Here is a 21,049-nt window from a genome sequence, read left to right as displayed (position 1 = left end):
GGCAATTATTTCAAAAGGGGCTGATAGCCCCTTTTTTGTCTGGAGAATTTATTATGGCGAAAGAATTTGGTCGCCCGCAGCGCGTGGCCCAGGAGATGCAAAAAGAGATCGCAATCATCCTGCAGCGCGAAATTAAAGATCCTCGTCTGGGTATGATGACCACCGTTTCCGGTGTCGAAATGTCCCGTGACCTGGCCTATGCCAAAGTGTTTGTGACCTTCCTGAACGATAAAGATGAAGCGGCAATTAAATCCGGCATCAAAGCGCTGCAGGAAGCCTCTGGTTTTATCCGCTCCCTGCTCGGGAAAGCGATGCGCCTGCGTATCGTGCCGGAACTGACCTTCTTCTACGACAACTCGCTGGTTGAAGGTATGCGCATGTCTAACCTGGTAACCAGCGTGGTGAAGCATGACGACGAACGTCGTGTGAACCCAGCGGACGACAGCAAGGAGGACTGATGAGTCGTCCTCGTCGTCGCGGCCGTGATATTCACGGCGTATTGTTGCTGGATAAACCGCAAGGCGCATCCAGCAATGATGTGCTGCAGAAGGTAAAGCGTATTTATAACGCCAACCGCGCCGGGCATACCGGCGCGCTGGACCCGCTGGCTACCGGTATGCTGCCAATTTGCCTCGGTGAAGCCACCAAGTTCTCCCAGTACCTGCTGGACTCCGACAAGCGTTATCGTGTGATTGCCCGCCTGGGCCAGCGCACCGATACCTCGGACGCCGACGGGCAAATCGTGGAAGAGCGCCCGGTGACCTTTAGCGATGCGGAACTGGCCGAAGCGCTGGAGAGCTTCCGTGGAGACACCCAACAGGTGCCATCCATGTATTCGGCGCTGAAGTATCAGGGCAAGAAGCTGTACGAATATGCGCGTCAGGGCATCGACGTACCGCGTGAAGCCCGCCCGATTACCGTCTATGAGCTGCTGTTTATTCGCCACGAAGGCAACGAGCTGGAGCTGGAGATTCACTGCTCAAAAGGCACCTATATTCGAACCATTATCGACGATCTGGGTGAGAAGCTCGGCTGCGGCGCACACGTGATTTTCCTGCGTCGTCTGGCGGTCAGCAAATACCCGGTTGATCGTATGGTTACGCTGGAACAGCTGCAGGCATTGGTCGAACAGGCCGAGCAGCAGGGCGTTCCAGCAGCGGAACTGCTCGACCCGCTATTAATGCCGATGGACAGTCCGGCTTCAGACTATCCGATAGTCAATATCCCTTTAACCTCATCGGTTTACTTTAAAAATGGTAATCCGGTGCGGACGTCAGGCGCGCCGCTGGAAGGTCTGGTACGCGTGACGGAAGGCGAAGAGGGTAAATTCCTCGGCATGGGTGAAATCGACGATGAAGGCCGCGTGGCACCACGCCGTCTGGTGGTCGAATACGCCGAGTAAGCCAGATTGTGTGGCTTGCGATAACAGAGCGCTGCGAGTAGAATGTCGCGGCTTAACGCCTGCTTAATTGTTTAACAATTGGCAAGCGTTATATCAGGGGTTGCTGAATTAGAGATCGGCACCCTTTCTTTCTTTTAAATTTGGAGTTCAAAATGTCTCTAAGCGTTGAAGCTAAAGCACAAATCGTTTCTGAGTTCGGTCGTGGCGCAAACGACAGCGGTTCTACCGAAGTTCAGGTTGCACTGCTGACTGCACAGATCAACCACCTGCAGGGTCACTTTGCAGAGCACAAAAAAGATCACCACAGCCGTCGTGGTCTGCTGCGCATGGTTTCTCAGCGTCGTAAACTGCTCGACTACCTGAAACGTAAAGATGTTGCACGCTACACCGCGCTGATCGAGCGTCTGGGTCTGCGTCGCTAATTCTAGCGAGTTTCAGAAAGAGGGGCCTTTATGGCCCCTTTTTTCCACCAGACGACGGCAATTTAAAAGAATTGAGTGCCCGTAGAAATGCTGCCTGCGCCCCGGTAATCCTCCCTGTCTACATTTCGTTTAGACAAAATTGAGCTGAAATTACCGACACAGCAGTATTTTGAAAGATAACGGGTATAATGTATTGTTGTTGTGCATATTCTTCGTTGCAGAGGTTCGCGCGGCTAATGAGAGGCTTTACCCGCATCGGGTTAGGGTTGTCATTAGTCGCGAGGATGCAAAGAAGATCGGTTTCATCGGCCGGTACGCCAGAGGGTGTGCCGCCATTTAATAAGAAAGGATAGAATTTTGCTTAATCCGATCGTTCGTAAGTTCCAGTACGGCCAACACACCGTCACGCTGGAAACCGGCATGATGGCGCGTCAGGCGACTGCCGCTGTTATGGTTAGCATGGATGACACCGCGGTATTCGTTACCGTTGTCGGCCAGAAAAAAACCAAACCAGGCCAGGACTTCTTCCCGCTGACCGTTAACTATCAGGAGCGTACCTACGCTGCTGGCCGTATCCCAGGTAGCTTCTTCCGTCGTGAAGGCCGTCCAAGCGAAGGCGAAACCCTGATCGCGCGTCTGATTGACCGCCCGGTTCGCCCGCTGTTCCCAGAAGGCTTCATTAACGAAGTTCAGGTTATCGCGACCGTCGTTTCCGTTAACCCACAGGTTAACCCAGACATCGTTGCCATGATTGGTGCATCCGCTGCCCTGTCCCTGTCCGGCCTGCCGTTCAACGGCCCAATCGGTTCTGCTCGTGTTGGTTACATCAACGACCAGTACGTACTGAACCCGACTCAGGACGAACTGAAAGAGAGCAAGCTGGATCTGGTTGTTGCTGGTACCGAAGCTGCCGTACTGATGGTTGAATCCGAAGCTGAACTGCTGAGCGAAGACCAGATGCTGGGTGCCGTGGTATTCGGTCACGAGCAGCAGCAGGTTGTTATCAAAGAGATCAACGAGCTGGTAAAAGAAGCGGGCAAACCACGTTGGGATTGGCAGCCAGAAGCCGTCAACGAAGCGCTGAACGCGCGCGTTGCTGCGCTGGCAGAATCTCGCCTGAGCGACGCTTACCGCATCACCGACAAACAAGAGCGTTATGCTCAGGTTGACGTGATCAAATCTGAAACCATCGCTCAGCTGGTAGCAGAAGACGAAACGCTGGACGCTAACGAACTGGGTGAAATCCTGCACGCTATCGAGAAAAACGTTGTTCGTAGCCGCGTACTGGCAGGCGAGCCGCGTATCGATGGCCGCGAAAAAGACATGATCCGTGGTCTGGACGTACGTACTGGCGTTCTGCCACGTACTCACGGTTCCGCGCTGTTCACCCGTGGCGAAACTCAGGCGCTGGTGACTGCGACCCTGGGCACCACCCGTGATGCACAGAACCTCGACGAGCTGATGGGCGAGCGTACTGACAACTTCCTGTTCCACTACAACTTCCCTCCGTACTGCGTAGGCGAAACCGGTATGGTCGGTTCTCCTAAGCGTCGTGAGATTGGTCACGGTCGCCTGGCGAAACGCGGCGTGCTGGCAGTAATGCCAGAGCTGGACAAATTCCCGTACACCGTTCGCGTGGTTTCTGAAATCACCGAATCTAACGGTTCTTCTTCTATGGCTTCCGTATGTGGTGCTTCCCTGGCGCTGATGGACGCAGGCGTGCCTATCAAAGCTGCCGTTGCGGGTATCGCGATGGGTCTGGTGAAAGAAGGCGACAACTTTGTTGTTCTGTCTGACATCCTGGGCGACGAAGACCACCTGGGCGATATGGACTTCAAAGTAGCGGGTTCCCGCGACGGTATCTCTGCACTGCAGATGGATATCAAAATTGAAGGTATCACCAAAGAGATCATGCAGGTTGCTCTGAACCAGGCTAAAGGTGCACGTCTGCACATCCTGGGCGTGATGGAACAGGCGATTAACGCGCCACGTGGCGACATTTCTCAGTTCGCTCCACGTATTCACACCATCAAGATCAATCCAGACAAGATCAAAGACGTTATCGGTAAAGGCGGTTCTGTTATCCGTGCCCTGACCGAAGAAACCGGCACCACCATCGAAATCGAAGATGACGGTACCGTGAAGATCGCTGCGACCGACGGTGAGAAAGCTAAGTTCGCTATCCGTCGTATCGAAGAGATCACTGCAGAAATCGAAGTAGGTCGTATCTACAACGGTAAAGTGACCCGTATCGTTGACTTTGGCGCGTTCGTTGCCATCGGTGGCGGTAAAGAAGGTCTGGTACACATCTCTCAGATCGCTGACAAGCGCGTTGAGAAAGTGACTGACTACCTGCAGATGAATCAGGAAGTACCGGTTAAGGTTCTGGAAGTTGACCGTCAGGGCCGTATCCGTCTGAGCATTAAAGAAGCAACCGAGCAGTCCCAGCCAGCCGCCGCAGCACCAGCTCCGGCAGCAGAGCAGGGCGAGTAAGGTTTGCCTTTGCCCTCCGCGTTTGCGGAGGGCACATTTAGCTGGCCGGATGCCTTGTTTGCAGGCGGGGGACAGGACGTTCATCCAATTGTTGTCTTCGGGAGTGGGAAATGAAGCCTTTTTTGCGCTGGTGTTTCGTTGCGACAGCACTCACGCTGGCAGGATGCAGCAACTCTGCCTGGCGTAAGAGTGAAGTCCTCGCAGTGCCATTGCAACCGACTTTACAGCAGGAAGTGATCCTGGCACGCATGGAACAAATTCTTGCCAGTCGGGCTTTAACCGATGACGAACGCGCACAGCTTTTATATGAGCGCGGAGTGTTGTATGATAGTCTCGGTCTGAGGGCATTAGCGCGTAACGATTTCTCGCAAGCGCTGGCAATCCGACCTGATATGCCTGAAGTATTCAACTACTTAGGCATTTATTTAACGCAGGCAGGCAATTTTGATGCTGCCTATGAAGCGTTTGATTCTGTACTTGAGCTTGATCCAACTTACAATTATGCGCACTTGAATCGCGGCATCGCGCTTTATTACGGTGGCCGTGCGAAGTTAGCGCAAGATGATCTGCTGGCGTTTTATCAAGACGATCCCAATGATCCTTTCCGCAGTCTGTGGCTTTATCTCGCTGAGCAGAAGCTCGATGAGAAGCAGGCGAAAGATGCGTTGAAGCAACGCTTCGACAAATCGGATAAAGAACAGTGGGGATGGAACATTGTCGAGTTCTACTTAGGCAACATTGACGAAAAAACGTTAATGGAACGCCTGAAGGCGGACGCAACGGATAACACCTCGCTCGCTGAGCATCTCAGTGAAACCAACTTCTATTTAGGTAAGTATTACCTAAGTCTTGGGGACAAGGACAGCGCTACGGCACTGTTCAAACTGGCGGTTGCCAACAACGTACACAACTACGTTGAGCACCGATACGCATTGTTGGAATTATCGCTCCTGGGCCAGGACCAAGATGACCTGGCAGAATCGGACCAGCAATAGCTGACGACTACATCAGCCCGTAATCTTTTTGATTGCCATCACCTTCGCGGGTGAGGGCGTTGTTGTTCGTTAATACACCTACTTTGAGCCGGTTCACACTTTTCAATGAAAATTGCAGATCAATTTCATGATGAGTTATGTAGACTGGCCGCCATTAATATTGAGGCACTTGTACTACATGGCTGAATTCGAAACCACTTTTGCAGATCTGGGCCTGAAGGCTCCTATCCTTGAAGCCCTTACCGATCTGGGTTACGAAAAACCATCTCCGATCCAGGCTGAGTGCATTCCGCACCTGCTGGGCGGTCGTGACGTTCTGGGCATGGCCCAGACAGGTAGTGGTAAAACCGCAGCGTTTTCCCTGCCACTGCTGAACAATCTCGATCCTGAGCTGAAAGCACCACAGATTCTGGTGCTGGCCCCGACCCGCGAACTGGCGGTTCAGGTGGCTGAAGCAATGACCGAGTTCTCTAAACATATGCGCGGCGTAAACGTGGTTGCCCTGTACGGCGGCCAGCGTTATGACGTGCAGTTACGCGCCTTGCGTCAAGGGCCACAGATTGTCGTCGGTACTCCAGGTCGTCTGCTTGACCACCTGAAGCGCGGTACCCTGGATCTCTCTAAACTGAGCGGTCTGGTACTGGACGAAGCTGATGAAATGCTGCGTATGGGCTTTATCGAAGACGTTGAAACCATCATGGCTCAGATTCCAGAAGGTCATCAGACCGCTCTGTTCTCTGCAACCATGCCGGAAGCTATCCGTCGTATTACCCGTCGCTTTATGAAAGATCCACAGGAAGTACGCATTCAGTCCAGCGTAACGACCCGTCCGGACATCAGCCAGAGCTACTGGTCTGTGTACGGCATGCGCAAAAACGAAGCGCTGGTACGTTTCCTGGAAGCGGAAGATTTTGATGCGGCGATTATCTTCGTTCGTACCAAAAACGCGACCCTGGAAGTGGCTGAAGCCCTGGAACGTAGCGGCTATAACAGCGCCGCGCTGAACGGTGACATGAACCAGTCCCTGCGTGAGCAGACTCTGGATCGTCTGAAAGACGGTCGTCTGGATATCCTGATCGCAACCGACGTTGCGGCACGTGGTCTGGACGTTGAGCGTATCAGCCTGGTTGTTAACTACGACATCCCAATGGACTCCGAGTCTTACGTTCACCGTATCGGTCGTACCGGTCGTGCGGGTCGTGCTGGCCGTGCGCTGCTGTTCGTTGAGAACCGCGAGCGTCGTCTGCTGCGCAACATCGAACGCACTATGAAGCTGACCATTCCAGAAGTTGAGCTGCCAAACGCAGATCTGCTGGGCAAACGCCGTCTGGAAAAATTCGCCGCGAAAGTACAGCAGCAGCTGGAAAGCAGCGATCTGGATCAGTACCGTGCACTGCTGGCGCAAATCCAGCCGACGGCTGAAGGCGAAGAGCTGGACGTTGAAACGCTGGCCGCTGCGCTGCTGAAAATGGCACAGGGCGAACGTTCTCTGATCGTTCCACCAGATGCGCCAATGCGTCCTAAGCGTGAGTTCCGTGACCGTGACGATCGTTTCGAACGTCGTGACCGTAACGACCGCAATGACCGTGGCCCACGTGGCGACCGTGCAGAACGCGGTGGTGAAGATCGTCCTAAACGCGAACGTCGTGACGTTGGCGATATGGAACTGTACCGCATTGAAGTGGGTCGTGATGACGGCGTTGAAGTTCGTCACATCGTTGGCGCTATCGCGAACGAAGGCGACATCAGCAGCCGTTACATCGGTAACATCAAGCTGTTCGGTACCCACTCTACTATCGAACTGCCAAAAGGCATGCCGGGCGAAGTACTGCAGCACTTTACTCGCACCCGCATCCTGAACAAACCGATGAACATGCAGCTGATCGGCGACGCGCAGCCTCGTCCAGAGCGTAGCGGTCGTAGCTTCGGCGGCGAACGTCGTGAAGGCGGTCGTAGCTTCGGTGGCGAACGTCGTGAAGGCGGTCGTGGTTTCGGCGGTGAGCGTCGTGAAGGCGGTCGTGGTGATGGTCGTCGTTTCAGCGGTGAACGTCGTGACGGTGGTAACCGTGCGCCGCGCCGTGATGATGCAGGCGCTGCTCCACGTCGTGATGACTCTACCGGTCGTCGTCGTTTCGGCGGTGACGCATAAGCCTCACGGTTTAAAAGCGTAAAGTAATATATACAGCCCCGATCGTTATGATTGGGGCTTTTTTTATTTCATTTGTACTCGTGTACTGGTACAGTGCGACACATTAAAATGCAGTAGCAAAATAATACACTGGAGAAAAGGCTGTATGGCGACACTAACCACCACCCAAACGTCACCTTCGCTGCTTGGCGGCGTGGTGATCATCGGCGGCACAATCATTGGTGCGGGGATGTTCTCTCTGCCGGTGGTCATGTCCGGGGCGTGGTTCTTCTGGTCGATGGCGGCGCTGGTGTTTACCTGGTTCTGCATGCTGCATTCGGGGTTGATGATTCTCGAAGCGAACCTCAACTACCGTATTGGTTCGAGCTTCGACACCATTACCAAAGATCTGCTGGGCAAGGGCTGGAACGTGGTGAACGGCATCTCCATTGCCTTCGTGCTCTACATTCTGACCTACGCCTATATCTCGGCGAGCGGCTCGATTCTGCATCACACCTTCGCGGAGATGTCGCTGCACGTCCCGCCTCGGGCCGCAGGCTTTGGTTTTGCGCTGCTAGTGGCGTTTGTGGTGTGGTTGAGCACCAAAGCGGTGAGCCGCATGACTGCCATTGTGCTGGGCGCCAAGGTCATTACCTTCTTCCTGACCTTCGGCAGCCTGATGGGGCACGTCACGCCCGCGACGCTGTTTAACGTGGCTGAGAGCCACGCCAGCTATACGCCTTACCTGCTGATGACGCTGCCGTTCTGTCTGGCCTCGTTTGGCTATCACGGTAATGTACCGAGCCTGATGAAGTACTACGGCAAAGATCCTAAGACCATCGTGAAATGCCTGGTGTACGGTACGCTGCTGGCGCTGGTGCTTTATACCGTATGGCTGCTGGGGACGATGGGCAATATCCCGCGTCCGGAGTTTATCGGCATTGCGCAGAAGGGCGGTAATATTGATGTGCTGGTGCAGGCGCTGAGCGGCGTGCTCAATAGCCGTAGCCTGGATCTGCTGCTGGTCGTGTTCTCAAACTTTGCGGTGGCGAGTTCGTTCCTTGGCGTGACGCTGGGTCTGTTTGACTATCTGGCAGATCTGTTCAAATTTGATGACTCTGCGCTGGGCCGTTTCAAAACCGCACTACTGACCTTCCTGCCGCCGATTATCGGTGGCCTGCTGTGGCCGAACGGTTTCCTGTATGCCATTGGCTATGCAGGGCTGGCGGCGACCATTTGGGCGGCGATTGTCCCGGCGCTGCTGGCACGTAAATCCCGTAAGCGCTTCGGAAGCCCGAAATTCCGCGTCTGGGGTGGTAAGCCGATGATTGCGCTGATTCTGGTCTTTGGTGTGGGTAACGCGCTGGTGCATGTGCTGTCGAGCTTTAATCTGCTGCCGGTTTATCAGTAAGGTATTCGCCCCTCACCCCGGCCCTCTCCCCAAAGGGGCGAGGGGGCAAACCTGTCCGAGCGCTTTCTTCATCAAAGACCGCATCCAGCGGTTCCCTCTCCCCCTGGGGAGAGGGTTAGGGTGAGGGGGCACACCGCGCTACCCCAACAATTCTTTCTTCACATCCATCGCCAGCCCAAACGAATGCAGCCGCGCCTGATGATCGAAAATCTGGCCGTTAACCATAATCTCATCCGCCTGCGTTTCCCGCAGAATTGACTCCAGACCGTGTCGCACTTTCGCTTTATCACCCACCAGCGACATCCGTAGCGCCTGGTCAACGCCGTATTTCTCCGACGGGGTCCAGAAATGCTCCATCTGCTGAATCGGCGGTGGCAGCTGCCCGGTCTCTCCACGACGCAGTTTCGTGAACGCTTGCTGCATGGAGGTAAAGAGGAATTCGGCATCGCGGTTGCTGTCGGCGGCGATGATATTGATGCATACCATCGCATACGGTTTTTCCAGCCGCGCCGACGGTTTGAAGTTGGTGCGATAGAGATGCAGCGCCTGGAACAGCATATCCGGGGCGAAGTGTGAGGCGAAAGCAAACGGTAGGCCGAGCTGTGCAGCAAGCTGCGCGCCGTACAGGCTGGAACCGAGCAGCCACACAGGGATCTTCTCGCCGTAGCCCGGTACCGGACGTACCTGCGGGTCTGGGTCGACCGCATCAAACCAGTCCACCAGTTCCGCAACGTCGCGCGGGAAGTTATCGATATCGCCACTCATATGACGGCGCAGCGCGCGCATCGTTGGCTGATCGCTACCCGGCGCACGGCCCAGGCCGAGATCGATACGGCCAGGGTAGAGCGTGTTGAGCGTACCGAACTGCTCGGCAATCACCAGCGGCGAGTGGTTAGGCAGCATCACGCCGCCGGAACCCAGATGCAGCGTGGTGGTGTGGGCGGCGAGATAACCAATCAGCACCGAGGTTGCCGCACTGGCGATACCCACCATGTTGTGGTGTTCTGCCAGCCAATAGCGGTGGTAGCCGCGCTTTTCGGCGAGCTGTGCCAGAGAGAGCGAATGGGAAAAGGCTTCTCGCGCGGAGGAACCCTGAGGGATCGGCGCAAGATCGAGCACCGAGAATGCAACGGTTTTGTCAGTCATAAAGGCTCACTTTGCTACAGCATAGTCATCAGATTGAAGGTCTTGTTCCAGCCGGGATATCCCCGGCCAGAAAAGCTGCATCTTTAATAATGCATTAAAATCTGACCATTGTTGTTAACAAAGTGAGCGGTTTTATCAGGCCTGCAATTCCAACCCTGCCAGACGCTTCCAGTAACCGTTACAGTCGCTATTGGCGGTCAGCGGCAGCGGGGCTGCGCCGTTTTCGTTGGCGCGGAAGGCGTCGAGCATGGCGAAGGTCTCATTGCCCATCGGCGACAGGCGTACCATATCGACCAATCCGTGCATCGACATCAGTTCGTTACCGAGGTTGTAAACGTAGCCGCTCATGGTCTGAATGCCGTTCAGTACGAATACCTGCTGATTTTCCTGCGACAGCATGCTGCGCCCGTTCGGGTATTTGATGCAGCAGGTCTCGCACTCATCCTTTGGCTTATCTTCCGAACGCGCGGTAAAGCAGCGGGCGGAGTAGGCCAGCGGCAGATGGCCGTAGCTCAGTACTTCCACCTCAAACTTATCGCGGATGCCCAGCTCTTCACACTGATTGAGCAGGTTCACCAGCCAGTCGCGAGACAGCTCCACCGGCATACACCAGCGCACCATCCCTTGTTTTTGCAATATACGCAGGGTAACGGCGTTGTAACAGTTCAGCGCGTGACCGGCGACGAACGGCAGCTTACGTTCAGCGCACAGGTTCACCACCCCAAGATCGCTGGCCTCAACCAGAAAATCACCGTTTTCCACGTAACGCTTAAGCTCGCCCAGTTCGGATGATGCCTGGACCAGCGCCAGCGTAGACAGCACGACCTGTTTGCCGCTGCCGGCGAGGGATTTCGCCATATCCAGCCAGTCGCCGACTTTGGTCGCGCGACGTTTGCTGCACACTGCTTCACCGAGGTAGATGGTATCGGCGCTGCTGTTAGCGGCCTGCTGGTAAAAATCTTCCAGCGTCTCTTTTGACCAGTAGTAAAGCACCGGCCCTAATGAATATTTCATTGCTGTTCCTACTGCCATTTACGGTGATAAGCGCCGAGGGTAGTCTGGGTGCCTTCCGACATCGAGCCGAGCGTCTCCATCCATGCGGCCTGCGGGACGAAGTTCTGCGGGTCAGCCATGCAGCGGTCAATTGCCTGACGCCACACCTTCGCCACCTGGCTGACGTACGCCGGGCTACGCTGGCGGCCTTCGATTTTCACTGAGGCGATATTAGCGGCCAGCAGCTCCGGCAGCAGCTCCAGGGTGTTGAGGCTGGTAGGCTCTTCCAGCGCGTGATAGCGCTCGCCGTCGACCAGATAGCGCCCTTTGCACAGCGTCGGGTAGCCAGCGTTCTCGCCATCCTGATAGCGATCGATCAGCACTTCATTAAGGCGAGACTCCAGCCCCTGTGGGGTTTGCTGCCAGCGCACGTAGCGTGCAGGTGAGCAGGCGCCAACGGTGTTCGGCGACTCACCGGTCAGGTAAGATGAGAGATAGCAGCGGCCTTCGGCCATAATGCACAGGCTACCAAAGGCAAATACCTCTAACGGCACCGGCGTGACGCGAGCGAGCTGCTTCACCTGGTGAATAGACAGCACGCGCGGCAGGACCACGCGGGCCACATCAAAGTTACGGTGGTAGAAGTTAATCGCCTCTTCGTTGGTTGCTGATGCCTGAACGGAGACATGGCGCTCAATATGTGGGTAGCGCTCTGCGGCATACTCAAGCATGGCGAGGTCGGCGAGGATCAGCGCATCGGCGCCCAGCTGCGCGGCCATATCCACGGCGCGCTGCCAGCGGACGTAGCCGTCCGGGTGGGCAAAGGTGTTAATCGCGATGTGCAGCTTACGGCGATGCTGATGCACGAAGTTAACGGCTTCCTGCAGTTTCTTTTCGGTAAAATTAAGACCGGCGAAATGGCGGGCGTTGGTATCGTCCTTCAGCCCGATGTACACCGCATCGGCTCCGTTTTCGATAGCCGCCTTTAGCGCCGGGAGGTTTCCGGCAGGGCAGAGCAACTCCATAATTATTCCTGAGTTAGCGGCCCAGCAGGGCGCATTATTGTTAATGAATGGAGATTTTAGTTAACCTATCGCTAATCATTTTTGATTTGAGGCAGACAAAAGCGTATTGATGACGCCAATAATCCCTCTACCTCACGACATAATTGTTGATTTACGCCGCTATGTCGTTTAACTGATATGGCAAAATAACGGAACTATTGCATTCAGGGAGTAAAGCTTGTGTTGGATAAACTGCGTTCACGTCTGGTCCATGTCGCACCGACTCTGATGAGCGTTCCGGTGAAATTCACGCCGTTCGCGCTTAAACGGCAGGTCCTTCAGCAGGTGTTAAGCTGGCAGTTCCGCCAGGCGCTGGATGACGGTGAACTGGATTTTCTTGACGGCCGCTGGCTGAGTATTGAGGTGCGTGATATTGGCCTCACCTGGTTTACCTCCGTTGAGAACGGGCGCTTAATCGTCAGCGATGCCGCTCAGGCGGACGTGAGCTTTAGCGCAGAGGCGAGCGATCTGTTAATGATCGCCGCGCGCAAACAGGACCCGGATACGCTCTTCTTCCAGCGCCGCCTGGTGATTGAAGGGGATACGGAGCTGGGTCTTTATGTCAAAAACCTGATGGATGCCATTGAGCTTGAGCAGATGCCGAAAGCGCTGCGCATGATGCTGATGCAGCTGGCTGATTTCGTAGAGGCTGGCCTAAAATCACCATCAGAAACTAAACATACATCGGTAGGTGAGCCATGCTGATTCGAGTAGAAATTGGAATTGATGCTCCAGGTATCGACGCGCTGCTGCGCCGTACCTTCAACCGTGACGGCGAAGCCAATCTGGTCCGCGAGCTGCGCGAAGACGGCCTGATTACGCTGGGGCTGGTGGCCACAGACGACGAAGGCCATGTCGTTGGCTACGTCGCGTTTAGCCCGGTCAGCATTGAAGGCGAAGAGTTACAGTGGGTGGGTCTGGCACCGCTGGCGGTAGACGAAGCCTACCGTGGTCAGGGGCTGGCGCGTCAACTGGTCTATGAAGGGCTGGATTCGCTCAATGAATTTGGCTACGCGGCGGTAGTGACGCTGGGTGAACCTGAACTCTACGGTCGTTTTGGCTTTGAGCGCGCGGCACAGTATGACCTGCGCTGTCGCTGGCCTGGCACCGAAGAGGCGTTTATGGTTCACGGTCTGGCGGACGATGCGCTGAACGGCGTTCACGGGCTGGTGGAGTATTCTGACCACTTCAATCGTGTTTAAGACTGCCCAGTAACGTTTCGAATGAACCGTCACCTGCGACGAGGCGCTCTTTCTGGCGCTTCGTTAGCTGCTTAATGCGGTACTCCAGGCGTAGCGCCAGCGAGTGCTCGCCAACCTCACCAGAAAACGCCAGCCGCAGCTCACCTTTGCCGCGCAGTGCTTTCGCCCCTTTACCGCTTTGATGCTGGTGGAACCGTCGTTCAACATCGGTGGTGATACCGGTGTACAATTTATCGTCCTCGGTACGGACGAGATAAAGAAACCAACGCACGTGTGGCAACCTGTCTATGTGGGTGAACGCACCATAGCATAACGGAGATAACGGATGGAAACCCTCACTGCCATTAGCAAGTGGCTGGCAAAACAGCATGTCGTTAGCTGGTGCGTCGCAAAGGAAGGCGAGTTATGGTGCGCGAACGCGTTCTACGTTTACGACGCGCAGCGCGTTGCCTTTTACCTGCTAAGCGAAGAGACCACGCGCCATGGCCAGATGACGGGACAGCAGGCGCCGGTCGCCGGGACGATCAATGGCCAGCCAAAGACCGTGGCGTTGATTCGCGGCGTGCAGTTCAAAGGCGAAATTCGCCTGCTGAGCGGTGACGAAGCCGATGAAAAACGCGCACTCTACGTCAAACGTTTCCCCGTTGCCCGGATGCTCTCCGCGCCGGTGTGGGAACTACGTCTTGATGAACTGAAGTTCACCGATAACACGCTCGGCTTCGGCAAGAAGCTGCACTGGCTGCGCGACTAAGCCTTTAGCGTCGGCAGTTCAATGATAAAGCGCGTGGCGGCGGTATCTGACGTCACGCTAATTTTCCCATGATGCGCCCGGATGATCGACTTCACGATTGCCAGCCCAATTCCGCTGTTTTCCCCTTTCCGCTGCCGTGAAGGATCAACCCGGTAGAAGCGATCGAACAGGCGCGGCAAATGCTCCTCGGCAATCGGCGTACCTGGATTTTCCACGCTGTAGACGACCCTATCGTCATGCGCGCTCACCTGGACGGTGACCGACATCCCGCGCGGGGTGTAGCGGATGGCGTTGGAGAGCAGATTGTTAATGACCCGGCGGATCATCAGCGGATCGCCCATCACCAGCGACGGTTGGCCGACAAAGCGTAGCGCCACGTCGCGCTCTTCTGCCCAGGCTTCGAAGAACTCAAACACCTTCATGGTTTCCGTCTGCAGATCCAGCGGCACGCTCTCCGGCACCAGCAGATTCTCATCCGCCTGCGCCAGAAACAGCATATCGCTGACCATTTTCGCCATCCGGTTGTACTCCTCAAGGCTGGAATAAAGCACGTCTTCCAGCTCTTTGACCGTTCGGGGATGGCTGAGCGCTATCTCGGTCTGGGTGACCAGATTGGTGATTGGCGTGCGCATCTCGTGGGCGATATCGGCGGAGAAGTTGGCCTGACGTCGGAACACATCCTCGATCCGGCCGATCATCTGGTTAAACGAGATAACCAGTTGCTCCAGCTCGATTGGCACGCGGGTAGGATCCAGCCGCACGTCGAGATTTTCCGAAGTGATGTTTTTGATCTCCAGGCTGACGTCGCGCAGCGGCTGGTGGCCTTTACGAACGGCGATCAGCACGATCACCACGATAAACAGGCTGATGACGGCGGCGATCATCATCAGGTTGCGTTTGAGCTCTTTGAGATAGTGCAGATGGAAGTCTATCGATAGCGCGGTCAGCAGCGTATAGCGCTGGCGATCGCTCTGGATCGTTGAGGCGATAACCCGGTAGGTCGCCGTCGGCATGGCGCTGGCGTCGTGGCCCTCCATCGGCGGCATACTGCTGCCAACCCAGCGGAACATGCGCTGGGATTTCAACGCCTGCGAAAACTGGGGAGACGCAAAGATCGGCGACAGATCCGGTCCGCTGGGTGAGCGATACAGCAGCGGATTGTTCTCGCTGCGCAACAGCACGACGATATTACGATAGCCCGCCAGCGCGCTCTGGATATTGGTGAGCTTCTCGGCCTCTGAGATATCCGGCACGGTGAGCTGCGCATTAAGCGTCGCGTTCACCTGCTTGAGGTCATTCACATCCTGCTCGGCGAAGTGTTTTTCCACCGAATGCAGCATCATTCCGGTGAAAGCGGCAAACGCAAGAATGGTCGCCAGGCTGATAAAAAAGGTCAGGCGGGTGGCGAGCGAGAACGGGCGGCGGCGCGCGTTAACCTTCATCGCGAACCTCAAGCACGTAGCCGACGCCGCGTACGGTCTGAATCAGCTTCGGGGTAAAGTCGTTATCAATTTTGGCGCGCAGGCGCTTGATGGCGACGTCGATGGCGTTAGTATCGCTGTCGAAATTCATGTCCCAGACCTGGGAGGCAATCAGCGAACGCGGCAACACCTCGCCCTGATGACGAAGGAAGAACTCCAGCAGCGTAAACTCTTTGCTGGTCAAGGTGATGCGCGTATCGCCGCGGGTTACCTTGCGGGAGACTCTGTCGAGCGTGAGGTCGGCAACCTGCAACTGGCTCTCAACGATCACCGCCGCCCCACGGCGCAGCAGCGTTCTGACACGCGCCAGCAGTTCGGCAAAAGCGAAGGGTTTCACCAGATAATCATCGGCGCCCAGTTCCAGCCCTTTCACCCGATGCTCAATGGTGCCAAGCGCGGTGAGCAGCAGGATTGGCATCCCTTTGTTGGCCGCGCGCAGCATCCGCACGATATCCCAGCCGTTGACGTCAGGCAGCATAATATCCAGCACAATCAGGTCGTAATCGGCGGTCATTGCCAGGTGATAACCGTTGAGGCCGTTGTCGGTGTGATCCACCACAAAGCCCGCTTCCGTCAGCCCCTTGGCCAGGTATTCGCCCGTTTTGACCTCGTCTTCCACCACCAGAATTTTCATCTGCCCTCCATCGCCGCTGTGTGATGGAGCCATTCTAATGGAGCGAATATTGATGGCAACGACTGAGGCCTTAAATGACAGTATTGTCATTTAAGGCCTCAGTCGCCCGGCCGAGCGGCGCGACGCCGGGGGCTATTCCGCCCAGGCGTTCTGGCGCTTCAACTCCTCGTTCACCTTGCCGTTAATCTCCTTCAGCACGGCAGGAATATCGCCATCGCAGCTGGCGTAGATTTTATTAAAGCCATCGGCGGTGATTTGCCGCACCGGGATCCAGTTTGGGATCTGCGGCATATAGCGACCCTCTTTGGCGTAGGTTTCCGCGAACACTTCCCAGCGCGGATCGTCGTGGTAATCCTTGATGTTCAGCGTCTTGTTAATTGGCAGACGGACGATCGGCATTGAGGTGCTGTCGGTCGCCATGCCGATCTTCTGCCCCGCAGGCGAGATCAAAAACTCAAGGAACCGCTTCGCCGCCGCTTTATGCTGGCTGGTCTTCATCAGAAATGCCGTGGTGCCTTCCGCCATGGAGATGGCGCCACCGGGCCCTGCCGGAGGCGGCACGACGGTGTAGGTTTCTTTGCCCGGATCTTTATCGAACAGTGCGATGTGGTAAGGACCGGAAGAGTACATTCCGGTCTGCCCGGAACGGAACGAGGTGTTGGCATCGGCGGTGGTGTGATTAATCGCCCCCGGCTGCGCCAGCCCTTCGCACACCATCCCGCGCATAAACGTCATCGCAGTGACCATCTCTTTGCTGTCCAGCGCCGCTTTAAATTTCCCCGGCTGCGTTGCCACCAGGTAGTTCGCTCCCGCCTGCCACAGATAGGAGGACGAGAACGAGCTGGCATAGCCGCGGGTGGTCGCTAATGGCATGGTAAAGCCATAGGTGTCGTTTTTACCGTTGCCGTCCGGGTCATCATGGGTAAACGCCTTCGCCACGTTTTTCAGCTCCTCCCAGGTGGTCGGGGCTTTCAGATTGAGCTTATTCAGCCAGTCCTGACGAATAAACAGCGCGTAGGTATGCGCGGAGGTTGGGACGCCGTAATATTTGCCGTCCGGCAGCTGGGTGGATTTCCACGCCGCCTCATAGACATCACTGCCGCCCTTTAGCTCGCCCGGCTTAATTTCATCCACGATGCCAAGCTGCACCATCTGGCCGACGATAATCGCATCGTTGAATACCACGTCCGGCAGCGCGTTGCCGGTGGCTGCCCGTGCCAGACGCTGGTCAAAGTCGGTTACCGCATTGAAGTATTTAATCGATATCCCGGTCTCTTTTTTAAACTGGTCCGCAAGCTGTTGGTAAATCACTTTTGAATCGTTGCTGGCGCGGATCCAGACATCCAGTTCTTCGCTGAAAGCATTATGTGAAAGGCTAATTAACAGGGCCAAACCCAGCGCTTTGGTTTTGAATTGCATATATTGACTCCGATTTTTACGGTAGATATTTGCCATCCCTGAACAGAGGTAAGGATTGGTGAAAAAAGGAACGAAAATGATGATAGGAGCGTGGCAAGGATGAAACAATGTTTCGAAAATGTAATTCCATGAATATCAGATAATTATGTGGATGAGTTCACAAGGAAAATCAGGCGATATTTACTTTCTGGAATATAACCATATGAAAAGATTACCGTTGTCGTTTTTTGCTAAATAAACACGAGGGGGAGCAAGAGAATAAATTCGTGAGCGCGCTAGCCTTTTTCCGTGAAAGCGTGATCGCCAATGAATATTGCAGCAAAAAATAGCGATTTTTTGGCCCATTATTATTTCCCACCGCGATTGTGGCTTATTTTTCGCCACATCGATCACGTGCCACCGCGCGTAAATGACAGCTTTGTCATTAACCTGTCACCGAGCAAACAGAGTCACCTCCGTAAAGTAGCCACATAGCCAGCCCCTTTTGATTCGGCTGAACAGGACGTGACATGTTTAAAGTAAAACAACTGACGCTGATGATGGCGTTCATTCTGGCCGGATGCACCTCGCTGGCGCCGGATTACCGACAGCCGGAAAACGTAGTACCTCAGCAGTTTTCGCTGTCTCAGGGGGCGCTGGTGCCGAGCGGTGGCCAGTGGCAGGAAACCGGCTGGCAGACCTTTTTCGTCGACCCACAGGCGAAACACCTGATTGATGTCGCCCTGCACAACAACCGTGATTTACGCATGGCGGTGCTGAACGTCGAAGCCGCGCGCGCGCAGTACAACGTGACCGACGCCGGCCGCTACCCGCAGCTTGATGGTTCGACGGGCGGCAGCTATGAAGGCGACCTGCAGGGAAAAAACGCCACCACTAAAAGCTATAGCGCGGGCCTTAACCTGAGCTTTGAGCTCGACTTTTTCGGCAAGCTGAAAAACATGAGCGAAGCGGACCGTCAGAGCTTCTTCGCCAGCCAGGCCGCCCAGCGCGCGGCGCAGATTGTGGTGGTGACGAACGTCTCGCAGGCATACTTCAACCAGAGGCGGCTAGCAGCCCAGCTGGCAATAGCCAAAGAGACGCTGCGTAACTACCAGCAGTCCTACGCGTTCGTGGAACAACAGCTGGTTACCGGCAGCACCAACGTGCTGGCGCTGGAGCAGGCGCGCGGAGTGATTGAAAGCACCCGTGCCGATATTGCTCAGCGGGAAGGTGAGCTGGCGCAGGCCAATCACGCGCTGCAGCAGCTGTTGGGTACCTACAACACCCCGCTAAGCGACGACGCGCAGAACGTCACGGCGGTGAAGCCACTGCCGCTGCCAGCTAACCTGCCGTCGACCATTCTGCTTCAGCGTCCGGATATCATGGAGGCCGAGCACCAACTTCGCGCAGCCGATGCCAATATCGGCGTGGCCCGTGCGGCGTTCTTCCCATCGATAACGTTAACCAGCGGTATTTCGAGCAGCAGTTCGTCGCTCTCCAGCCTGTTCAATGCGGCAAGCGGAATGTGGAACTTCGTGCCGAAGGTGGATCTGCCCATTTTCAACGCCGGGCGCAACGAAGCCAACCTGGCGCTCGCCAACGTGAAGCAGCGTCAGGCGGTGGTGAACTACGAACAGAAAATTCAGGCAGCCTTTAAAGCCGTGGCCGATGCGTTGTCGCTGCGCGAAAGCATCGAAGGCCAGCTGGTAGCGCAGCAGCGTTACTTAGCGTCGCTGCAAATTACCCTGCAGCGCGCCCGCGGATTATATGCCAGCGGTGCGGTGAGCTATATCGAAGTGCTCGATGCTGAGCGCTCTATCTTCACCACGCAGCAGGCGATCCTCGATTTACTTTATTCCCAACAGGTTAACGAAATTAATTTATTCACCGCACTCGGTGGCGGCTGGAAAGCGTAACCCTTTATTCAGGAGATTCTCGATATGCGTAACGTAACGATGCTGGTTGGCGGAATGTTGATGGCGATGACGCTGAACGTTCAGGCAGCCGAAATGCAGCATGACGGACATGGCCAGATGATGGAAATGAATACCCCTCAGGCGGTGATTCAGGGTACCGGCGTGGTGCAGTCCGTGGATAAAACGACGAAAAAAATCACCATTGCTCACGAAGCCATTCCCGCCATTGGCTGGCCGGCGATGACCATGCGCTTTACCTATACCGCGCCCACCGACGCTATTAACCAGCTGAAAGAGGGCAGTCACGTGAACTTCTCCTTCGTTCAGCAGGGGAACATCTCGCTGCTTCAGGATATTAAGTCAATCTGATGGCTAAATTAAAATATACGGCCGCCATTGTCTGCAGCCTGATTATTGGCGGCCTGGCGACGGCGGCGATAAGCCGCTTTATGGCGCCGAACGCTCAGGCTGAATCTCAGTCTGCCGAGCGTAAGGTGCTGTACTGGTACGATCCAATGAAGCCCGACGTGCGCTTCGATAAGCCGGGTAAATCGCCGTTTATGGACATGGACCTGGTGGCGAAATACGCCGATGAGGGTGGGGATGCGCAGTCAAGCGGCGTCCGTATCGATCCCACCCAGGTGCACAACCTGGGGCTGCGTACGGAGAAAGTCAGCAAGGGCCGCCTCAACTATGGCCAGACCCTTCCCGCGAACGTCAGCTACAACGAATACCAGTTTGTGATTGTCCAGGCGCGCGCCGAAGGATTTATCGAGAAGGTCTCCCCGCTGACGGTGGGCGACAAAGTGCGTAAGGGCACGCCGCTGGTTGAGGTCACCATACCTTCGTGGGTGGAAGCACAGAGCGAATACCTGCTGCTGGCGAGCTCAGGCGGCACGGCAAGCCAGCTCGATGGCGTGCTGGAACGTCTGCGGCTGGCGGGCATGCCGGAAGCGGATATCCAGCGGATGCGCAGCACACGCCGCGTACAGACGCGCTTTACCCTTACCGCGCCTATCGACGGCGTACTGACGGCCTTTAGCCTGAAAAGCGGCATGAACATCGCCAAAGACAGCGTGGTGGCGCAGATTCAGGGCATGGATCCGGTGTGGATCACCGCTGCCGTGCCGGAATCGATCGCTTATCTGCTCAAAGATTCCACCCAGTTTACGGTGGCTATCCCGGCCTATCCGGACAAAACCTTCCCGATCCAGAAATGGTCTATCCTGCCGAGCGTCGATCAAACTACGCGCACGTTGCAGGTGCGTTTGCAGGTCAATAACCCGGATGAACTGCTGAAGCCGGGGATGAACGCCTACCTGAAGCTGAACGCGCAAAGCGACGAGATGCTGTTGATCCCGTCTCAGGCGGTGATTGATACCGGCGATGAGCAGCGGGTGATTACTGTTGCGAGCAACGGTGAGTTTGTGCCGAAAAAAATCCAGGTGCTGCATGAATCTCAGCATCAGGCCGGCATTGGTGCTGGGTTGTCGGAAGGGGAATCGGTGGTGCTGAACGGTCTGTTCCTGATTGACTCAGAAGCGAACATCAGCGGCGCGCTGGACAGAATGCGGCATACCGCTGATGCCCACGCCGGGCATTAAGGAGACGGT

Annotated in this window: 21 protein-coding genes; 14 read left to right on the top strand and 7 right to left on the bottom strand. The window is 55.7% G+C overall.

What is annotated here, in order from left to right:
* The first annotated feature begins 53 nt into the window (after positions 1 to 53).
* The 8 genes from rbfA to mtr all read left to right on the top strand — a co-directional run bounded on the left by rbfA (position 54) and on the right by mtr (position 8,851).
* Positions 54 to 458 (top strand): 30S ribosome-binding factor RbfA, encoded by a 405-nt coding sequence (gene rbfA / locus V6940_RS13770; RefSeq protein ID WP_185667820.1) that lies wholly within the window; start codon positions 54 to 56, stop codon positions 456 to 458.
* Positions 458 to 1,402 carry a tRNA pseudouridine(55) synthase TruB gene (gene truB / locus V6940_RS13765; protein ID WP_185667821.1) on the top strand — a complete coding sequence of 315 codons (945 nt, stop codon included), beginning with the start codon at positions 458 to 460 and terminating at the stop codon, positions 1,400 to 1,402. Before rbfA ends, truB begins: the two co-directional genes overlap by 1 nt.
* Before the next feature lie 152 nt (positions 1,403 to 1,554).
* Positions 1,555 to 1,824: a 30S ribosomal protein S15 gene (rpsO, locus tag V6940_RS13760; protein WP_035891092.1), complete on the top strand. Its 270-nt coding sequence runs from the start codon at positions 1,555 to 1,557 to the stop codon at positions 1,822 to 1,824.
* Positions 1,825 to 2,181: 357 nt separating this feature from the next.
* Positions 2,182 to 4,317 carry a polyribonucleotide nucleotidyltransferase gene (pnp, locus tag V6940_RS13755; RefSeq protein ID WP_333496247.1) on the top strand — a complete coding sequence of 712 codons (2,136 nt, stop codon included), beginning with the start codon at positions 2,182 to 2,184 and terminating at the stop codon, positions 4,315 to 4,317.
* 110 nt (positions 4,318 to 4,427) lie between these two features.
* Positions 4,428 to 5,312 carry a lipoprotein NlpI gene (nlpI, locus tag V6940_RS13750; protein WP_185667823.1) on the top strand — a complete coding sequence of 295 codons (885 nt, stop codon included), beginning with the start codon at positions 4,428 to 4,430 and terminating at the stop codon, positions 5,310 to 5,312.
* Between the two features lie 105 nt (positions 5,313 to 5,417).
* Positions 5,418 to 5,498 carry a protein YrbN gene (gene yrbN / locus V6940_RS13745; protein ID WP_100249910.1) on the top strand — a complete coding sequence of 27 codons (81 nt, stop codon included), beginning with the start codon at positions 5,418 to 5,420 and terminating at the stop codon, positions 5,496 to 5,498.
* Positions 5,491 to 7,461, top strand: a complete 1,971-nt coding sequence (locus tag V6940_RS13740; RefSeq protein WP_185667824.1) for a DEAD/DEAH family ATP-dependent RNA helicase — start codon at positions 5,491 to 5,493, stop codon at positions 7,459 to 7,461. Before yrbN ends, V6940_RS13740 begins: the two co-directional genes overlap by 8 nt.
* A 145-nt stretch (positions 7,462 to 7,606) precedes the next feature.
* Positions 7,607 to 8,851 carry a tryptophan permease gene (gene mtr / locus V6940_RS13735; protein WP_333496246.1) on the top strand — a complete coding sequence of 415 codons (1,245 nt, stop codon included), beginning with the start codon at positions 7,607 to 7,609 and terminating at the stop codon, positions 8,849 to 8,851.
* Positions 8,852 to 8,989: 138 nt separating this feature from the next.
* Here mtr and V6940_RS13730 read toward each other — a convergent pair whose 3' ends face one another.
* The 3 genes from V6940_RS13730 to ubiU all read right to left on the bottom strand — a co-directional run bounded on the left by V6940_RS13730 (position 8,990) and on the right by ubiU (position 12,015).
* Complete coding sequence (locus tag V6940_RS13730; protein WP_185667826.1) at positions 8,990 to 9,997, bottom strand: luciferase-like monooxygenase; 1,008 nt, start codon at positions 9,995 to 9,997, stop codon at positions 8,990 to 8,992.
* 135 nt (positions 9,998 to 10,132) lie between these two features.
* Entirely contained in the window at positions 10,133 to 11,011 is an 879-nt protein-coding gene (locus V6940_RS13725) for a U32 family peptidase (protein ID WP_333496245.1), read from the bottom strand.
* Positions 11,012 to 11,019: 8 nt separating this feature from the next.
* Positions 11,020 to 12,015 (bottom strand): ubiquinone anaerobic biosynthesis protein UbiU, encoded by a 996-nt coding sequence (gene ubiU / locus V6940_RS13720; protein WP_220440893.1) that lies wholly within the window; start codon positions 12,013 to 12,015, stop codon positions 11,020 to 11,022.
* Positions 12,016 to 12,234: 219 nt separating this feature from the next.
* On the opposite strand from ubiU, the gene ubiT reads away from it, so the two are divergent.
* Both ubiT and V6940_RS13710 read left to right on the top strand, forming a co-directional pair.
* Positions 12,235 to 12,759 (top strand): ubiquinone anaerobic biosynthesis accessory factor UbiT, encoded by a 525-nt coding sequence (gene ubiT, locus V6940_RS13715; protein ID WP_333496244.1) that lies wholly within the window; start codon positions 12,235 to 12,237, stop codon positions 12,757 to 12,759.
* A complete protein-coding gene (locus V6940_RS13710; RefSeq protein ID WP_333496243.1) occupies positions 12,753 to 13,256 on the top strand; it encodes a GNAT family N-acetyltransferase in 504 nt (167 codons plus the stop codon). Before ubiT ends, V6940_RS13710 begins: the two co-directional genes overlap by 7 nt.
* Here the strand turns inward: V6940_RS13710 and V6940_RS13705 are convergent.
* Positions 13,243 to 13,527: a GIY-YIG nuclease family protein gene (locus tag V6940_RS13705; RefSeq protein WP_333496242.1), complete on the bottom strand. Its 285-nt coding sequence runs from the start codon at positions 13,525 to 13,527 to the stop codon at positions 13,243 to 13,245. The two genes, V6940_RS13710 and V6940_RS13705, sit on opposite strands and share 14 nt — an antisense overlap.
* Positions 13,528 to 13,581: 54 nt before the next feature.
* Between V6940_RS13705 and V6940_RS13700 the strand changes: the two genes are divergently transcribed.
* Positions 13,582 to 14,007, top strand: a complete 426-nt coding sequence (locus tag V6940_RS13700; protein WP_185667832.1) for a YhbP family protein — start codon at positions 13,582 to 13,584, stop codon at positions 14,005 to 14,007.
* On the opposite strand, the gene V6940_RS13695 is transcribed toward V6940_RS13700, so the two are convergent.
* The 3 genes from V6940_RS13695 to V6940_RS13685 all read right to left on the bottom strand — a co-directional run bounded on the left by V6940_RS13695 (position 14,004) and on the right by V6940_RS13685 (position 17,541).
* The gene (locus V6940_RS13695) at positions 14,004 to 15,449 is read right to left on the bottom strand and encodes a Cu(+)/Ag(+) sensor histidine kinase (RefSeq protein WP_333496241.1); all 1,446 of its coding nucleotides are present in this window, start codon (positions 15,447 to 15,449) and stop codon (positions 14,004 to 14,006) included. The genes V6940_RS13700 and V6940_RS13695 overlap by 4 nt on opposite strands.
* Positions 15,439 to 16,122: a copper/silver response regulator transcription factor gene (locus V6940_RS13690; protein WP_185667834.1), complete on the bottom strand. Its 684-nt coding sequence runs from the start codon at positions 16,120 to 16,122 to the stop codon at positions 15,439 to 15,441. The genes V6940_RS13695 and V6940_RS13690 overlap by 11 nt, the downstream gene beginning before the upstream one ends.
* A gap of 132 nt (positions 16,123 to 16,254) precedes the next feature.
* Complete coding sequence (locus V6940_RS13685) at positions 16,255 to 17,541, bottom strand: ABC transporter substrate-binding protein (protein ID WP_333496240.1); 1,287 nt, start codon at positions 17,539 to 17,541, stop codon at positions 16,255 to 16,257.
* A gap of 509 nt (positions 17,542 to 18,050) precedes the next feature.
* Here V6940_RS13685 and V6940_RS13680 point away from each other — a divergent pair.
* The 3 genes from V6940_RS13680 to V6940_RS13670 are packed head-to-tail and all read left to right on the top strand — an operon-like array spanning position 18,051 to position 21,040.
* A complete protein-coding gene (locus V6940_RS13680; RefSeq protein ID WP_333496239.1) occupies positions 18,051 to 19,436 on the top strand; it encodes a Cu(I)/Ag(I) efflux RND transporter outer membrane protein in 1,386 nt (461 codons plus the stop codon).
* 24 nt (positions 19,437 to 19,460) lie between these two features.
* Positions 19,461 to 19,805: a copper-binding protein gene (locus tag V6940_RS13675; protein ID WP_333496238.1), complete on the top strand. Its 345-nt coding sequence runs from the start codon at positions 19,461 to 19,463 to the stop codon at positions 19,803 to 19,805.
* Complete coding sequence (locus tag V6940_RS13670) at positions 19,805 to 21,040, top strand: efflux RND transporter periplasmic adaptor subunit (protein WP_333496237.1); 1,236 nt, start codon at positions 19,805 to 19,807, stop codon at positions 21,038 to 21,040. Before V6940_RS13675 ends, V6940_RS13670 begins: the two co-directional genes overlap by 1 nt.
* Positions 21,041 to 21,049: the final 9 nt, after the last annotated feature.

It is taken from the genome of Kluyvera sp. CHPC 1.251 (assembly GCF_036759945.1).
GTDB classification, from domain to species: domain Bacteria; phylum Pseudomonadota; class Gammaproteobacteria; order Enterobacterales; family Enterobacteriaceae; genus Kluyvera; species Kluyvera sichuanensis.
The sequence above is the reverse complement of the archived record's forward strand: the minus strand, read 5'-3'. Positions and strand labels throughout refer to the sequence as shown.

What these genes read in the sequence shown, in the direction of transcription:
- V6940_RS13710 (WP_333496243.1), top strand. Translation starts at nt 12,753, where the DNA reads ATGCTGATTCGAGTAGAAATTGGAATTGATGCTCCAGGTATCGACGCG.
- V6940_RS13670 (WP_333496237.1), top strand. Translation starts at nt 19,805, where the DNA reads ATGGCTAAATTAAAATATACGGCCGCCATTGTCTGCAGCCTGATTATT.
- V6940_RS13675 (WP_333496238.1), top strand. Translation starts at nt 19,461, where the DNA reads ATGCGTAACGTAACGATGCTGGTTGGCGGAATGTTGATGGCGATGACG.
- ubiU (WP_220440893.1), bottom strand. Translation starts at nt 12,015, where the DNA reads ATGGAGTTGCTCTGCCCTGCCGGAAACCTCCCGGCGCTAAAGGCGGCT.
- V6940_RS13725 (WP_333496245.1), bottom strand. Translation starts at nt 11,011, where the DNA reads ATGAAATATTCATTAGGGCCGGTGCTTTACTACTGGTCAAAAGAGACG.
- V6940_RS13685 (WP_333496240.1), bottom strand. Translation starts at nt 17,541, where the DNA reads ATGCAATTCAAAACCAAAGCGCTGGGTTTGGCCCTGTTAATTAGCCTT.
- V6940_RS13695 (WP_333496241.1), bottom strand. Translation starts at nt 15,449, where the DNA reads ATGAAGGTTAACGCGCGCCGCCGCCCGTTCTCGCTCGCCACCCGCCTG.
- rbfA (WP_185667820.1), top strand. Translation starts at nt 54, where the DNA reads ATGGCGAAAGAATTTGGTCGCCCGCAGCGCGTGGCCCAGGAGATGCAA.
- truB (WP_185667821.1), top strand. Translation starts at nt 458, where the DNA reads ATGAGTCGTCCTCGTCGTCGCGGCCGTGATATTCACGGCGTATTGTTG.
- V6940_RS13690 (WP_185667834.1), bottom strand. Translation starts at nt 16,122, where the DNA reads ATGAAAATTCTGGTGGTGGAAGACGAGGTCAAAACGGGCGAATACCTG.
- V6940_RS13700 (WP_185667832.1), top strand. Translation starts at nt 13,582, where the DNA reads ATGGAAACCCTCACTGCCATTAGCAAGTGGCTGGCAAAACAGCATGTC.
- V6940_RS13740 (WP_185667824.1), top strand. Translation starts at nt 5,491, where the DNA reads ATGGCTGAATTCGAAACCACTTTTGCAGATCTGGGCCTGAAGGCTCCT.
- rpsO (WP_035891092.1), top strand. Translation starts at nt 1,555, where the DNA reads ATGTCTCTAAGCGTTGAAGCTAAAGCACAAATCGTTTCTGAGTTCGGT.
- yrbN (WP_100249910.1), top strand. Translation starts at nt 5,418, where the DNA reads ATGAAAATTGCAGATCAATTTCATGATGAGTTATGTAGACTGGCCGCC.
- mtr (WP_333496246.1), top strand. Translation starts at nt 7,607, where the DNA reads ATGGCGACACTAACCACCACCCAAACGTCACCTTCGCTGCTTGGCGGC.
- nlpI (WP_185667823.1), top strand. Translation starts at nt 4,428, where the DNA reads ATGAAGCCTTTTTTGCGCTGGTGTTTCGTTGCGACAGCACTCACGCTG.
- V6940_RS13680 (WP_333496239.1), top strand. Translation starts at nt 18,051, where the DNA reads ATGTTTAAAGTAAAACAACTGACGCTGATGATGGCGTTCATTCTGGCC.
- V6940_RS13730 (WP_185667826.1), bottom strand. Translation starts at nt 9,997, where the DNA reads ATGACTGACAAAACCGTTGCATTCTCGGTGCTCGATCTTGCGCCGATC.